Raw genomic sequence first — 14,154 nt, forward strand, 5'->3', positions numbered from 1 at the left:
CCTCAAACGCAGGACGGGCTATTCATAGCCCCTCCGGCGTTTGAGGAGCGGGGGTCCGGGGGCTGGCCCCCGGGTCGGGACGGGTAGGGGCGGCGGGGGCGAAAAACCTCTGGCCTGCACATTCCCCCGCTCGGCACGCCATTGTCAGTGCCCTGCGCTAGCTTCGGACGTGCTGGGCGCAAAGGCGCGACACAGAACGGCCACAGGGGTGGGTGGACCATGACGACAGACCTCGACGTCAGGCTCGAGAAACATCGCGTCGAGCTGACCGGCTACTGCTACCGCATGCTCGGCTCCTCCTTCGAAGCCGAGGACGCGGTACAGGACACGATGGTCCGCGCCTGGCGCAGTTACGAGAAGTTCGAGGGCCGCTCCAGTCTTCGGTCGTGGCTGTACCGCATCGCGACAAACGTGTGCCTCGACATGCTGACCGCCGGCAACAAGCGCGCCCGCCCCATGGACCTCAGCGAGTCGACACCCCTCGCCCAGGCCGCCCTCTCCCCCCGCCCGGACAACACCTGGCTCGAACCGATGCCGGACGCCCGCGTGCTGCCGACCGTCGAGGACCCCGCGGAAGCCGCCGTCGCGAAGGAGTCCGTGCGGCTCGCCTTCATGGCGGCCCTGCAGCATCTGCCCGCCAAGCAGCGCGCGGTGCTGATCCTCCGCGAGGTCCTGGCCTGGAAGGCCAGTGAGGTCGCCGAGCTGCTCGACACCTCGGTCGCGTCGGTCAACAGCGCCCTGCAGCGGGCCCGGGCGACACTCGCCGAGCGCGAGCAGGGCGACAAGGCGGCGGCCGCGGCCGTCTCCGACCCTCTCGACCAGGAGCAGCAAAAGCTCCTGGACCGCTATGTGGCGGCCTTCGAGGGCTACGACATGACGGCTCTGACGGCGTTGCTGCACGAGGACGCCGTGATGACGATGCCGCCGTTCGACCTGTGGCTGACGGGCCACGACGACATCACGGGCTTCATGACGACCCTGGGCTCCGCCTGCGAGGGCTCCCGGCTGCTGCCGGTCCAGGTCAACGGCCTGCCGGGGTTCGCCCAGTACAAGCCGGACCCGGAGAAGGGCGGCTTCGCCCCGTGGGCGGTGCAGGTGCTGGAGATATCAGACGGCGGGCTCTCCGGGTTCCACTTCTTCCTCGACACGGAGCGCTGGTTCCCGCTGTTCGGCCTGCCCCTCCACCTCGAAGCGGAGCCCGACCAGGTCGAGGAGGGCGTGTAGGGACGGGGCGGGATCGCGCAGCCGAATCCGGCCCCCGGCCCGTCGGGCGGCCAGCTCCAGCCGCGCCAGCAGATCCACGGCACCCAGCCCCGGCGGCCCGATCGCGGCGACGTCGACCACCACCACGGCCCCGGCACCGGTGGCCTCCAGCAGCGCCCGCACGTCGTCACACAGCCCGCTCACCTCGTCACGGGTGACGGGGCCGGACAGTACGAGTACGGCTGGTGTCGTGGCATCCACGAGCGGTAGACCGGACGGGCGGGCGGAACTCATCGCGGCGCACACGCCTCCCTGGCGTGTGCGCCGACCGGGATCACATTGACCTGCCCCGCTCCTCCCCGGAGGGTTGGGTGCATGCCCCAAGCATCAGCACCGTCCCGGATACCCGACGGCCTCCTCCCCGCTGAGGGGGCGCCGTGCAGGGGGTGCTGACGGGGTTCGCGGTCATCGCGGTCGTCATCGGGGTGGGCTACGTCATCGGACGGCAGGGGTATCTCGGCGAACACGGCCGCGAGGTCCTGACCAAGCTGGCCTTCCACGTGGCTTCCCCCGCACTCCTCTTCACGACGCTCGCGAAGGCCGACCTGTCGGTGATCTTCTCCAGCCGGCTCGTGGTGACGGCGCTGAGCACGGCCGCGGCGGCCGGGGTCTTCGTCGCCGTCGGAGTCGTACGGGGCTGGAGCATCGGCCGCACCACCATCGGCGCGCTGTGCTCCAGTTACGTCAACTCCGGCAACCTCGGCATCCCGATCGCCGTGTATGTGCTGGGCGACGCCTCGCTGGTGGCGCCGGTGCTGCTCTTCCAGATCATCGCGGTCACACCGATCGCCCTGACGGTCCTGGACCTCTCCGGCAAGGGAGAAAAGGGCCCGCTGTGGCTACGGCTGCTCACGCCGCTGCGCAACCCGATCGCGGTCGGGTCGCTGGCCGGGGTGGCGGTGTCGGCGACCGACTTGAAGGTCCCGGCTCCCGTCATGGACCCGCTGACCCTGATCGGCAACATGTCGGTCCCTGCGGTCCTGCTGGCCTTCGGCATCTCCCTGTGCGGCAGCACGATGCCGGGGCGGGGCGCCGACAGGTTCCCCGTGTTTCTGTCGGTCGCACTGAAGGCGGTGGGCCAGCCGGTGGCTGCCTGGGCCCTGGCGGTAGGGGTGTTCGGGCTGCGCGGTCACCAACTCCTCGACGTGGTGGTGACGTCGGCGCTTCCGGCGGCGCAGAACCTGTACACGTATGCGAGTCGGTATCGGGTGGCCGAGGGGTTGGCGCGGGACTCGATTCTGTTGTCGACGGTGTTGTCGGTGCCGGCGTTGGTGGTCGTGGCGGCAATGCTCGGGTGACTCACGTCTCAGGGAATTCGCCGGTGTCGATGACGAGGTCGAAGGGCGCGGGAATCGTGAGGAGTTCGCCGAACTTGGCGACGGCGAGCGGGCGGTAGACGTCTCCGTGCGGCTCTCCGTAGAGCGTCGCGGTGGGGCCCTCGGGTGCCCAGCGGTCGACCAGGAGGTAGAGCGGGATGCCTGCGGAGGCGTAGGCGGCCGGCTTGCTCACGCGGTCGTGGCGGGCGTTCTTCCTGGAGGTGATCTCCACGACGAGTTCGGCCACGGCGCCCGGCAGATAGGTGTCCGCCTCGGTGCACTCCTGGACCGGGGCGACCAGGATGTCCGGGATGAACATGCCCAGCCGCGAGGGGACGGCGATGGCCTGCGTCTGGAAGATCTCCCAGTCCTCGGGGATCACGGAGTACAGGCGACGCTGGATGCGGGCCGCGATCACGTTGTGACGGGGTGCGGGAGCAGGTGACACGGTGATGATCCCCTCGATGATCTCCACCTTGCTGCCCTCGGGCCAGTCCATCTCCTCCCAGAACCGGACGAGGTCGTCCCAGCTCTGCTCGGGGTCGTGGCCCACGGTGAGTGCGCTCATGGCGGTCTCCTTCGGTTGCGTCACCGATCCCAGCATGCCGAACGGGACCGGTGGCGGTCCACCGATCCCGTTCACTCGAAAGGGAAACTCCCCTGGTCAGGCGATACGTTCCAGCACGACCGGCGACGCCGAGAACTCCGTCCCCGCCGCCCCGATGTCGTAGGAACCCTCCACCGCCTGCAGCGCGTACTCGAAGCGTTCGGGGGTGTCGGTGTGGAGGGTCAGAAGGGGCTGGCCCTCCGTCACCCTGTCGCCCGGCTTGGCGTGCATCTCGACGCCCGCGCCCGCCTGCACCGGGTCCTCCTTGCGGGCGCGGCCCGCGCCGAGGCGCCAGGCGGCGACACCGATGTCGTAGGCGTCGAGGCGGGTCAGGACGCCCGAGGACGGGGCCTTGATGACGTGCTGCTCGCGGGAGGTGGGCAGGGCCGCGTCCGGGTCGCCGCCCTGGGCCGCGATCATGCGGCGCCAGACGTCCATCGCGGAGCCGTCGGCCAGGGCCTTCACCGGGTCGGCGTCCTTCACGCCGGCCGCGTCGAGCATCTCGCGGGCCAGGGCGATCGTCAGTTCCACCACGTCCGCCGGGCCGCCGCCCGCCAGGACCTCCACCGACTCACGGACTTCGAGGGCGTTGCCCGCCGTCAGGCCCAGCGGGGTCGACATGTCCGTCAGCAGCGCGACCGTCTTCACGCCGTGGTCGGTGCCCAGGCCCACCATCGTGGAGGCGAGTTCCCGCGCGTCCTCGATCGTCTTCATGAAGGCGCCCGTGCCGACCTTCACGTCCAGGACCAGGGAGCCGGTGCCCTCGGCGATCTTCTTCGACATGATGGACGAGGCGATCAGGGGGATCGCCTCCACCGTGCCGGTCACGTCCCGAAGGGCGTAGAGCTTCTTGTCGGCGGGGGCCAGACCGTCGCCGGCCGCGCAGATGACCGCGCCGGTCGTGTCGAGGACGTTCAGCATCTCCTCGTTGGACAGCAGCGCGCGCCAGCCGGGGATCGACTCCAGCTTGTCCAGGGTGCCGCCGGTGTGGCCGAGGCCACGGCCCGACAGCTGCGGGACGGCCGCCCCGCAGGCTGCGACCAGGGGCGCCAGCGGGAGGGTGATCTTGTCGCCGACGCCGCCCGTGGAGTGCTTGTCGGCCGTGGGGCGGGACAGGGACGAGAAGTCCATGCGCTCGCCGGAGGCGATCATCGCGGCGGTCCAGCGGGCGATCTCGCGGCGGTTCATGCCGTTGAGGAGGATGGCCATGTTCAGGGCGGCCATCTGGTAGTCGGCGACCTCCCCGCGGGTGTACGCGTCGATGACCCAGTCGATCTGCTCGTCGCTGAGCTCGCCGCGGTCCCGCTTGGTGCGGATGACGGAGATGGCGTCCATGGCCATGGGGTGCGTTCCTTCCGAGGTTCATGGAAGTGTGCGGCCCCTCCGCTCGAAGGGTTCAAGCCGGAGGGGCCGTACGGGAGTTACTTGGTGAGATGGTCCGGGCCGAAGGCCTGGGGAAGCATCTCCGACAAGGGCAGGATTCCCGCCGGTGTCTCCAACAACAGGTCGGGGCCCCCGAACTCGTACAGCAGTTGGCGGCAGCGGCCGCACGGGACGAGGATCTCTCCGCGGCCGTCGACGCAGGTGAAGTGCGTGAGGCGGCCGCCGCCCGTGCGCTGCAGCTCCGAGACCAGCCCGCACTCGGCGCACAGGCCGAGGCCGTAGGAGGCGTTCTCGACATTGCAGCCGGAGACCGTGCGGCCGTCGTCGACCAGGGCGGCGACCCCGACCGGGTACTGCGAGTAGGGGGCGTACGCGTGGGACATGGCCTCGCGGGCCAGGTCCCGCAGCGCCTCCCAGTCGACGGCGGCCGGCGGGGTCACTTGCCCTGGCCCTTCCGGTAACGCATACCGTCCGCCTTGGGCATCCGCAGCCGCTGCGCGGACAGCGACAGCACCAGCAGCGTGACGACGTACGGGGTGGCACCCACGAAGTCGCTCGGGACCTCGTCGGTCACCAGGTACCAGACCAGGACGCCCGCGCCCACCAGGAGGCTGATGCCGCCCTGCCAGTGCGCCTTCTTGTACAGCTTCCAGCCGGCCATCGCCAGGAGCAGCACGAACAGCAGGAGCAGCAGCGCGTGGACGGTCTCGCCGCCGTTGCGCAGCTGGAGCGCGTCGGAGTAGCCGAACAGGCCCGCGCCCATGGCGAGGCCGCCGGGCCGCCAGTTGCCGAAGATCATGGCGGCGAGACCGATGTAACCGCGGCCGCCGGTCTGGCCCTCCAGGTAGCTGTGCGAGGTGACCAGCGCGAGGAAGGCGCCACCGAGACCGGCGAGGCCGCCGGAGACGGCGACGGCCGCGTACTTGTACTTGTAGACGTTGACGCCGAGGGACTCCGCGGCGATCGGGTTCTCACCGCAGGAGCGCAGCCGCAGACCGAACGAAGTGCGCCACAGCAGCCACCAACTGCCGACGAACAGCAGGATGGCGAAGACCGTCACGACGGACAGGTCGGTGACCAGGCCGCCGAGGATGCCCGCGATGTCGGAGATCAGGAACCAGTGGTGGTTCTCGATGGAGTGCAGCCCGCTGGACAGGCCCGGTACGTCGAAGGTGGGCAGCGAGTCGACCGGCGGGGACTGCTTGGGGTTGCCGCCCGCGTCGGCGGCCTTGCCGTCCACGAAGAACAGCTTGGCGAGGTACTGGGTGGTGCCGAGCGCGAGCAGGTTGATCGCGACACCGGAGACGATGTGGTCGACGCCGAAGGTGACGGTCGCGACCGCGTGCAGCAGGCCGCCGACGACGCCGAAACCGACACCGCACAGCAGGCCGAGCCAGGGGCTGGACTGCCAGCCGATCCAGCCGGCGCCGAAGGTACCGAGGATCATCATGCCCTCGAGGCCGATGTTGACCACACCGGACCGTTCGGACCACAGACCGGCGAGACCGGCGAGGCCGATCGGCACGGCGAGGCTGAGCGCGGCGGAGACCTGGCCCTCGGAGGTGAGCTGGTCGGATCCGGAGATGACACGCACCGCGGCGACGAGCAGCAGCGCACCGGCGACGATCATCAGGATCTGCCCGAGCGAGCGGCCGGAGCGGCCACGTTCGGTGTCCGCCTTGGGGGCCGCGGGGGGCGGCGTGTCGGTCATCGTGGCAGTCATCACGCCACCTCCTGCTTCTGGGTCGTGGCGGCCTGGGCGGCGAGCTCGGCGCCGACCCGCTGCTGCTGGCGCCTGAGGCCGTAGCGGCGTACGAGCTCGTAGGCGATGACGACGCACAGGACGATGACGCCCTGGATGACGCCGAGGATCTCCTTGTCGTAGCCCTCGAACTCGAGGTGGTTGGTGGTGCGCTCCAGGAAGCCCCAAAGCAGGGCGCCGAGCGCGATACCGACCGGGTTGTTGCGGCCGAGCAGGGCGATGGCGATACCGGTGAAGCCGATGCCCGTCGGGAAGTCGTTGCTGAACTGGTGGCTGTCGTTGAGCAGGGTCGGCATGCCGATCAGGCCGGCGATGGCGCCGGAGATGAGCATGCTGGTGGCGACCATCTTCTTCACCGACACACCGCTCGCCGCGGCGGCGGACTCGGACTGGCCGACGGTGCGCAGGTCGAAGCCGAACCGGGTGCGGCCGAGCACGAACCAGTACGCGATGCCGACGATCACGGCGATGACGATGAAGCCCCACAGCTCGCCCGCCGCGCCGGTGTCGATCTGGAAGAAGTACGACGACTCGGGCAACGGCTTGGTGGAGACGACCGTGCCACCGGCCTGGAGCTCGGCGAGCTTTCCGGGCTGGAGCAGGTAGGCGATGATCGCGGTGGCGATCGCGTTGAGCATGATCGTCGAGATGACCTCGCTCACGCCGCGGGTCACCTTCAGAACGCCCGCGATGCCCGCCCATACGGCACCGGTCGCCATGGCGCACAGGATGATCAGCGGGATGGAGATCCAGCCCGGCGTGGTCAGCGCGCCACCGAGGACCGCGGCGAAGAACGCGGCGATGCGGTACTGGCCGTCGACGCCGATGTTGAACAGGTTCATCCGGAAGCCGATGGCCACCGAGACGCCCGCCAGGTAGTACGTCGTCGCCTTGTTGAGGATGTAGACCTGGCTGTCGCTCGCGGAACCGTAGGTCAGCATGTCGCTGAAGGCGGCGCCCGGGTTCTTGCCGGTGGCCAGGATCACCAGGGTGGTGACGACGAGCGCGGCGACGATCGCCAGCAGCGGGGCCGCGATGCCGAGGAGCAGCCGCTCCTTGTCGATGCGTTGGGTCAGCTTGTTCATCGGGCGTCGTCCTCGTGGTCCTGTGCGGAGTCCTCTGTGTGCTCCAGGTGGCCGGTTGCCGCACCCGTCATGGCGGAGCCCAGCTCCTCCGGGGTGATGGTGGCGGGGTCGGCGTCGGCGACCAGCCGGCCGCGGTACATCACCCGCAGGGTGTCGGACAGGCCGATGAGCTCGTCCAGGTCGGCGGAGATCAGCAGCACGGCCAGACCCTCGCGGCGGGCCTCGCGGATGTGGTCCCAGATCGCGGCCTGCGCGCCGACGTCCACACCGCGGGTGGGGTGCGCGGCGATCAGCAGCTTGGGCGCGTGGCTCATCTCGCGGCCGACGATCAGCTTCTGCTGGTTGCCGCCGGACAGCGAGGCGGCGGTGACGTCGATGCCGGGGGTGCGGACGTCGTACGCCTGGATGATGCGCTCGGTGTCGGTGCGGGCCGCCTTGATGTCGAGCAGCTGGCCGCGGGAGTTGGGCTTCTCGGTGACATGGCCGAGGATGCGGTTCTCCCACAGCGGGGCCTCGAGGAGCAGGCCGTGGCGGTGGCGGTCCTCGGGGATGTAGCCGACGCCGGACTCGCGGCGGTGGCGGGTGGGCGCGTGGGAGATGTCGGTGCCGTCGAGGGTGACGGTGCCGGAGTCGGGGTCGCGGATGCCCATGATGGCCTCGACCAGTTCCGACTGGCCGTTGCCCTCCACGCCGGCGATGCCGAGGACCTCGCCCTTGTGGATGGTGAAGGAGATGTCGTCGAGGATGATCCGCTCGACGCCGTCGAGGTCGGTCTGGGCCAGGCGCAGGCCGTCCAGCTTGAGCAGCGCCACGTCGGTGACCGTGGACTCCTCGGTCTCCGGGGTGGGCAGTTCGCTGCCGACCATCAGCTCGGCGAGCTGCTTGGAGGTCGTGCCGGCGGGCTCGACCGTGCCGACGGTGGTGCCGCGCCGGATCACGGTGATCTCGTCGGCCACGGAGAGGACTTCGCCGAGCTTGTGCGAGATGAAGATGACGGTGAGACCCTCGGCCTTGAGCTCGCGCAGGTTGTCGAAGAGGGCGTCGACCTCCTGGGGCACGAGGACGGCGGTGGGCTCGTCGAGGATGAGAGTCTTGGCGCCGCGGTAGAGGACCTTGAGGATCTCCACGCGCTGGCGGTCGGCGACGCCGAGCTCCTCCAGGAGGACGTCGGGGCGGACGTTCAGGCTGTACGCGTCGGAGATCTCCCGGATCTTCGCGCGGGCCTTGCCGCCGATGCCGTAGAGCTTCTCCGCGCCCAGGACGACGTTCTCCAGGACGGTGAGGTTGTCGGCGAGCATGAAGTGCTGGTGGACCATGCCGATGCCGCGGGCGATGGCGTCGGCGGGGGTGTGGAAGGTGACCGTCTCGCCGTTCACCGTGATGGTGCCCTCGTCCGGCTGCTGCATGCCGTAGAGGATCTTCATCAGGGTGGACTTGCCGGCACCGTTCTCACCGCACAGGGCGTGCACGGTGCCCGTGCGGACGGTGATGTCGATGTCCTTGTTGGCGACGACGCCGGGGAATCGCTTGGTGATGCCGCGCAGTTCGACGGCAGCGGGAGGGCTGGACGCGTTGATGGCGCACTCTCCTGGGGGAAAGGGGCTGCGTAGGGGAGGGCAGGCGTCGGCGACGCTAGCGCGGCAACTCCATGCTACACGCGTAGAGTTGACACATTGTTATGGCTCGACGAGGGGGGTGTCGAGGCCCCCTCGTCGAGCCCGGGTTCCGGCGGGAACCGTCAGGTCAGCTGGTCTTGACCGTGATGGTGCCGTCGACGATCTTCTTCTTCGCCTCGTCCAGCTTGGGCTTGATGTCGTCGATGAAGCCACCGCTGGTGGAGAGACCCACACCGCCCTTGGCGAGCGAGTAGAGCTGGTTGCCGGTCAGCGGCTTGCCGGCGTGGACGGACTTGATGAAGTCGTAGACGCCGACGTCGACGTTCTTGACCATCGAGGTCAGGATCGAGTTCTTGAACTTGGCCAGACCCGGGATGTTGTACTGGTCCGAGTCCACGCCGATGGCCCAGGCGCCCTTGACGCCGGAGACGGCCTCGATCGAGCCGTTGCCGGAGGAGCCGGCCGCGGCGTAGATCACGTCGGCGCCGTTGTCGAGCATGCCGGACGCGGCTTCCTTGCCCTTGGCGGGGTCGGCGAAACCGGAGAAGTCAGAGCCGTGGGTCAGGTACTGGACGTCGACCTTGACCTTGGGGTTGGTGTCCTTGACGCCCTGGGCGTAGCCCGCCTCGAACTTCTTGATCAGCGGGGTGTCCACGCCGCCGATGAAGCCGACGTGGTCCTTCTTGGTCTTCAGCGCCGCGGCGACACCGGCGAGGTAGGAACCCTGCTCCTCGGTGAAGGTGATGCTGTCGACGTTCTTGGCCTTCGCGACCGCGTCGATGAGACCGAAGTTGACCTTCGGGTACTTGGCGGCGACCTTGTCGACCGAGGTGGCGTAGGAGAAGCCGACGGCCACGATCGGGTTGTAGCCGGCGTCCGCCAGGTCGGTCAGGCGCTGCTCGCGGTCGGCCTCGGTGTCGGAGCTCTTGGCGGTCAGCTCCTTGATGGAGCCGCCGAACTCCTTCTGGGCCTGGTCGGCACCGCGCGCGGCGGAGTCGTTGAAGGAACGGTCACCGCGGCCGCCGACGTCGTAGGCGAGACCGATCTTGATGCCCTTGCTGCTGCCCGAGGGGGAGGACGAGCTGCCAGTGTCGGACGAGGTGCTGCCACAGGCTGTGGCAGTCATTGCGAGAGCTGCGGTGGCGATACACGCAGCGGAAAGCTTGGCTACCCGGCGCACGGGAGGCTCCTTCACCTGACCTGAGCGCCATGTCGGCGCTTCATGTGAGCACCTTGCCAGTGCTCGGGCCCGGACGCCCCTGCGGCGTCGGCTTCGCGGCATCGTAACGCGCGTAGATGTCAGAAAAACACCCCTCTCGAAGCCGTTATCGATTCGAGGCAAACACTGTCTGAACTGAGGCTCTTACGCCGTCGCACACCCGGATTTCGATGCGTGCACGATTGGCTTACGAGCATGTTGCGCCGGTCGGCGGAAGGCCCCCGAGGGGGCCGCTCGGCACGCTCCGATCAGTTCTCCGCGTCCAGCAGGGCCGCCGCCGTGAACAGCTCGACACCGACCGTGATCGCCGACTCGTCGACATCGAAGTCGCCCTGGTGCAGGTCGCGCACCGTGCGCTCGCCCGGGGTGCGGACGCCGAGGCGGGCCATGGAGCCGGGGACGTGCTCCAGGTACCAGGAGAAGTCCTCGCCGCCGAGGCTCTGCTCGGTGCCCTCGACGGACTGGGCACCGCGGCGGGCGGTCATGGCGTCGCGCAGCAGGTCGGTCACGTCCGCGTCGTTGACCACGGGCGGGACGCCGCGCACATAGTTGATCTCCGACTTGGCACCGTGCAGGTTGGCGACCTCGTCGATGGCGGCGACCACGAGGTCCGGCGCCTGCCGCCAGGCCTCCAGTTCGAGGCAGCGTACGGTCCCGGACAGCTCGGCGTGCTGCGGGATCACGTTCGGAGCGTGCCCCGACTCGATACGGCCCCAGGTGATGGCGAGGCCGCTGCGGGTGTCCATGCGCCGGGCGGCCAGGGCGGGCACGTCGATGGCGACGCGCGCGGCGGCGGTGACCAGGTCGGTGGTGAGGTGCGGGCGGGCGGTGTGCCCGCCGGGCCCGTCGAGGGCGACCTCCAGCCGGTCGCAGGCGGAGGTGATGGCGCCCTGCCTGAGGCCGATGCGCCCGGCGTCCACCCGGGGGTCGCAGTGCACGGCGATCATCCGCCCCACCCCGTCGAGCACCCCGCACTCGATGGCGTCGGCCGCGCCGCCGGGCAGCACTTCCTCGGCCGGCTGGAAGACCAGCCGCACGGGCCGCGGGAGCTTCCCCTGCTTGTGCAGCTCGGCCAGGACCAGGCCGGCGCCGAGCACCACGGTCGTGTGCACGTCGTGTCCGCAGGCGTGCGCGCGGTCCGGCACGGTCGAGCGGTAGGCGCACTCGCTCTTCGTGTCCGGGATGGGCAGGCCGTCGATGTCGGCGCGCATGCCGAGCATGGGCCGCCCGCCGTCCCACTCCCCGATGTCACAGACGAGCCCGGTACCGGTGGCGAGCACGCGGGGCCGCAGACCTGCCGCCTCGAGCCGCTCCTTGATCGCCGCGGTGGTACGGAACTCCTGGTTGCCGAGCTCGGGGTGCATGTGCAGGTCGCGCCGGAAGGCTACGAGTTCGGCACGCAGCGCCTCGGGCAGCGTGCCGGGGAGCACGGCTGCCCCGGGATGGTCGACCTCGGACTCTGGTGACATCAGTTGCTTCACCCTCTAAAGCGTAGGACGCCGGGGTGGCCAACTGCCCCTCGATCAACAAAAGTTCAACCCGTTAGGGGAGAAAAATCTGGCCGCTCGACGCATGGGCAAGGCTTGAGGTGGGTATACCTTGCATTTCTCTACGCATACCACGCCCCGCCCCTGTCGGGTGGTTCCGTTCCACCTGTCGGGATCGCACTGTGGGACATAGGGGCCCGGATCCCGGAATCATCACCACCGCACGACGTTTTCAGCACGCAGCGCACACAGCCGACCGGTCGCGGGCACTCTGCCCCCATGGAGGCTTGCGGCTGCGGTGAGGAACACATCCCCTGGATGCTGGCGAAGTTCGGTCTGCTCGGCACGGCCGGCCTGTTCCTGGGCCTGCTGGTCGCGATGACCCTGGCGGGCTGGCTGCTGGTGCTCGCGGTCTCGCTGTACCTGCGGTGGCGGTACCCGCCGTGGACGGACGAGACCGGAAAGACGCCCCGGCAGGAGTTCGAGGAGACTTCGCGGCCCTCTCTCGGCGGTTTCACCTGGACGACGGACGAGCCCCAGTAGGGTGCGGGTCCGTGAGCTCCGCGATACCGGGCAGCCCGGACTTCCTGCATGCCACCCGAACCTCGTACGACGCGATCGCCCGCCCGTACACCGAGCAGTTCGCCGACCACCTGAGCGGCAGACCGCTGGACCTGGCCCTGCTCAGTGCCTTCGCCGAGCTCGTCCGTGCGGGCGGTACGGCCCCTGTCGCCGATGTCGGGAGCGGGCCCGGTCATGTGACCGCGCGGCTCGACGCGCTCGGGGTGCCGGCCTTCGGGGTCGACGTGTCGCCCGGCATGGTGGCGCTGGCCCGGCAGACGCATCCCGGGCTGCGGTTCCACGTGGGCTCCATGACCTCGCTGGATCTGCCGGACGAGACGCTGGGCGGTGTGCTCGCCCTCTACTCGATCATCCACGTCCCGGACGACCACCTGCAGACCGCCTTCGACGAGTTCCGGCGCGTGCTGGTGCCCGGGGGGCATGTGCTGCTGTGCTTCCAGAGCGGTGAGGAGGACGGGCGTCTGCACCTGGCGGAGCGGTTCGGCCGCGAGATCTCGCTGGACTACTACTTCCGTACGCCGGATGCCGTGGCCGAGCGGCTGGTCAAGGCGGGGCTGCGGGTGCTTGCGCGCGTTCTGCGCGAGGCGGACGGTGAGGAGGCGCGGCCGCGGGCGTTTGTGCTGGCGCGGAAGGACGCGTGAGGGTTCGCTCCGCGGGTTGTGCAGCCATGGGTTGTTGATCGTCTGCGGCGCCGTGGGGGCTGGTCGCGCCCACGCGGCGGAGCCGCATATCGATACAGCCCCGCGCCCCTTCAGGGCGCGGTCACGCCGCCGTGACCGCCGACAGACGGGTCACGTCCCGTGCCGTTCCCGTCACCCCCGACAAGAAGCCCTGCGCCCGCGGCGATGCGTTCTGGGTGAGCCAGCCGGGGTCGATGTCGCAGACGGCGACCCGGACCTCCGTGCCTGTCAGGGCCAGGGGGAGGGTGTGGACGACCGTCGAGGGGAAGCTCAGGATCGTGCGGCCGATCGGGCCGCGGCGGGCGATCAGCTCCAGGGGGAGGTCGGGGCGGACGATCTCCAGGCCCGTCTCGGTGGCCAGGCGGTGGAGTTTGTCCGTGCTCTCGCGGCGGTGGGCGAAGTAGCGGGTGGCGCCGTGGGTCTTCGCCAGGCTGCGGACGGCCTCCAGGTAGCGGTCGCCGTCCACCACACCGGTCTCCACCAGCGAGGTGCCCACCATGTCGGCGCCCTTGGTGATGCGGGGCGGGCCGAAGCGGAAGCGGGTCCAGGAGAAGTCGTTGGCGTGGACCGTCACACCGGGCGGGATCTCCTCCATGGGCATGGAGGAGAAGATCGCCACCCTGCGCCTGGCGCTGGGGGTGAGGCGGCGGCGGGCCCTGGAGGACACCGGCGCGAAGATCAGGTCGCGTGCGCTCGGGCGGCCGCCCTTGCGGTGCCAGCGGACGAGACGCTCACCGCGGACCAGCTGGGCGACGAACTCCATCGTGGCCGTGCCGTCGTCGACGACGACCAGGTCGCGGGCCTTGGTGATGGTCAGCAGGAGTTGTACGTAGCGGGAGAAGGGGTCGCCCAGGACGATGCGGTCGGCCCTGCGGAGCGTGCCCGTCAGGCCGCCGATGGTCTGGAAGGGTGCCGCGGGACCGCCCCGGGCCTCCTCCCAGCGGACCGTGTGGCCCTCGTCGCGGGCGAGTTCGGCCATGCGGCGCAGTTGGCCGCGGGTCATGGGGTCGGTCGGGGACAGGACGACGAGGGTGAGCCCCGCGCCGGGCGCCTGGGCATGCGCCCACTCCAGCACGTTCAGAAGCTGTACCGGGCTCTCGACGAACGCGAGAGTGGAGGTGCTGCCGGCGGATCCGGCGCGGCGGCTCATCGAC

The 14,154-nt window shown here is 69.8% G+C and carries 14 protein-coding genes; 4 read left to right on the top strand and 10 right to left on the bottom strand.

The window, feature by feature from the left end:
* Positions 1-219: 219 nt before the first annotated feature.
* Positions 220-1,224, top strand: coding sequence for a sigma-70 family RNA polymerase sigma factor (locus ACWDAG_RS24990; RefSeq protein ID WP_450697788.1), 1,005 nt, complete (start codon positions 220-222; stop codon positions 1,222-1,224).
* On the opposite strand, the gene ACWDAG_RS24995 is transcribed toward ACWDAG_RS24990, so the two are convergent.
* A complete protein-coding gene (locus ACWDAG_RS24995) occupies positions 1,108-1,497 on the bottom strand; it encodes an STAS domain-containing protein (RefSeq protein ID WP_450697789.1) in 390 nt (129 codons plus the stop codon). The genes ACWDAG_RS24990 and ACWDAG_RS24995 overlap by 117 nt on opposite strands.
* Positions 1,498-1,640: 143 nt before the next feature.
* Between ACWDAG_RS24995 and ACWDAG_RS25000 the strand changes: the two genes are divergently transcribed.
* Positions 1,641-2,561, top strand: coding sequence for an AEC family transporter (locus ACWDAG_RS25000; RefSeq protein ID WP_450697790.1), 921 nt, complete (start codon positions 1,641-1,643; stop codon positions 2,559-2,561).
* A gap of 1 nt (position 2,562) precedes the next feature.
* Here the strand turns inward: ACWDAG_RS25000 and ACWDAG_RS25005 are convergent, their stop codons facing one another.
* From ACWDAG_RS25005 to ACWDAG_RS25040, 8 genes are all read right to left on the bottom strand, one after another.
* On the bottom strand, positions 2,563-3,147 hold the full coding sequence (locus ACWDAG_RS25005; protein ID WP_450697791.1) for a Uma2 family endonuclease: 585 nt from the start codon (positions 3,145-3,147) through the stop codon (positions 2,563-2,565).
* A 96-nt stretch (positions 3,148-3,243) separates the two neighbouring features.
* Positions 3,244-4,521: a thymidine phosphorylase gene (locus ACWDAG_RS25010; RefSeq protein WP_450697931.1), complete on the bottom strand. Its 1,278-nt coding sequence runs from the start codon at positions 4,519-4,521 to the stop codon at positions 3,244-3,246.
* An 86-nt stretch (positions 4,522-4,607) separates the two neighbouring features.
* Positions 4,608-5,009: a cytidine deaminase gene (locus ACWDAG_RS25015; protein ID WP_450697792.1), complete on the bottom strand. Its 402-nt coding sequence runs from the start codon at positions 5,007-5,009 to the stop codon at positions 4,608-4,610.
* Positions 5,006-6,292 carry an ABC transporter permease gene (locus ACWDAG_RS25020; protein ID WP_450697793.1) on the bottom strand — a complete coding sequence of 429 codons (1,287 nt, stop codon included), beginning with the start codon at positions 6,290-6,292 and terminating at the stop codon, positions 5,006-5,008. The genes ACWDAG_RS25015 and ACWDAG_RS25020 overlap by 4 nt, the downstream gene beginning before the upstream one ends.
* Positions 6,292-7,416 carry an ABC transporter permease gene (locus ACWDAG_RS25025; RefSeq protein ID WP_450697794.1) on the bottom strand — a complete coding sequence of 375 codons (1,125 nt, stop codon included), beginning with the start codon at positions 7,414-7,416 and terminating at the stop codon, positions 6,292-6,294. Before ACWDAG_RS25025 ends, ACWDAG_RS25020 begins: the two co-directional genes overlap by 1 nt.
* Positions 7,413-8,960 (bottom strand): ABC transporter ATP-binding protein, encoded by a 1,548-nt coding sequence (locus ACWDAG_RS25030; RefSeq protein ID WP_450697932.1) that lies wholly within the window; start codon positions 8,958-8,960, stop codon positions 7,413-7,415. The genes ACWDAG_RS25025 and ACWDAG_RS25030 overlap by 4 nt, the downstream gene beginning before the upstream one ends.
* Positions 8,961-9,159: 199 nt before the next feature.
* On the bottom strand, positions 9,160-10,212 hold the full coding sequence (locus ACWDAG_RS25035; RefSeq protein ID WP_450697795.1) for a BMP family lipoprotein: 1,053 nt from the start codon (positions 10,210-10,212) through the stop codon (positions 9,160-9,162).
* Between the two features lie 287 nt (positions 10,213-10,499).
* Entirely contained in the window at positions 10,500-11,720 is a 1,221-nt protein-coding gene (locus ACWDAG_RS25040) for an amidohydrolase (RefSeq protein ID WP_450697933.1), read from the bottom strand.
* 297 nt (positions 11,721-12,017) lie between these two features.
* On the opposite strand from ACWDAG_RS25040, the gene ACWDAG_RS25045 reads away from it, so the two are divergent.
* Both ACWDAG_RS25045 and ACWDAG_RS25050 read left to right on the top strand, forming a co-directional pair.
* Positions 12,018-12,281, top strand: coding sequence for a hypothetical protein (locus ACWDAG_RS25045; protein ID WP_450697796.1), 264 nt, complete (start codon positions 12,018-12,020; stop codon positions 12,279-12,281).
* Positions 12,282-12,292: 11 nt separating this feature from the next.
* Complete coding sequence (locus ACWDAG_RS25050; protein ID WP_450697797.1) at positions 12,293-12,961, top strand: class I SAM-dependent DNA methyltransferase; 669 nt, start codon at positions 12,293-12,295, stop codon at positions 12,959-12,961.
* A gap of 121 nt (positions 12,962-13,082) precedes the next feature.
* On the opposite strand, the gene ACWDAG_RS25055 is transcribed toward ACWDAG_RS25050, so the two are convergent.
* The gene (locus ACWDAG_RS25055; RefSeq protein ID WP_450697798.1) at positions 13,083-14,150 is read right to left on the bottom strand and encodes a hypothetical protein; all 1,068 of its coding nucleotides are present in this window, start codon (positions 14,148-14,150) and stop codon (positions 13,083-13,085) included.
* Positions 14,151-14,154 lie beyond the last annotated feature (4 nt).

The organism is Streptomyces sp. NPDC001157 (genome assembly GCF_053598255.1).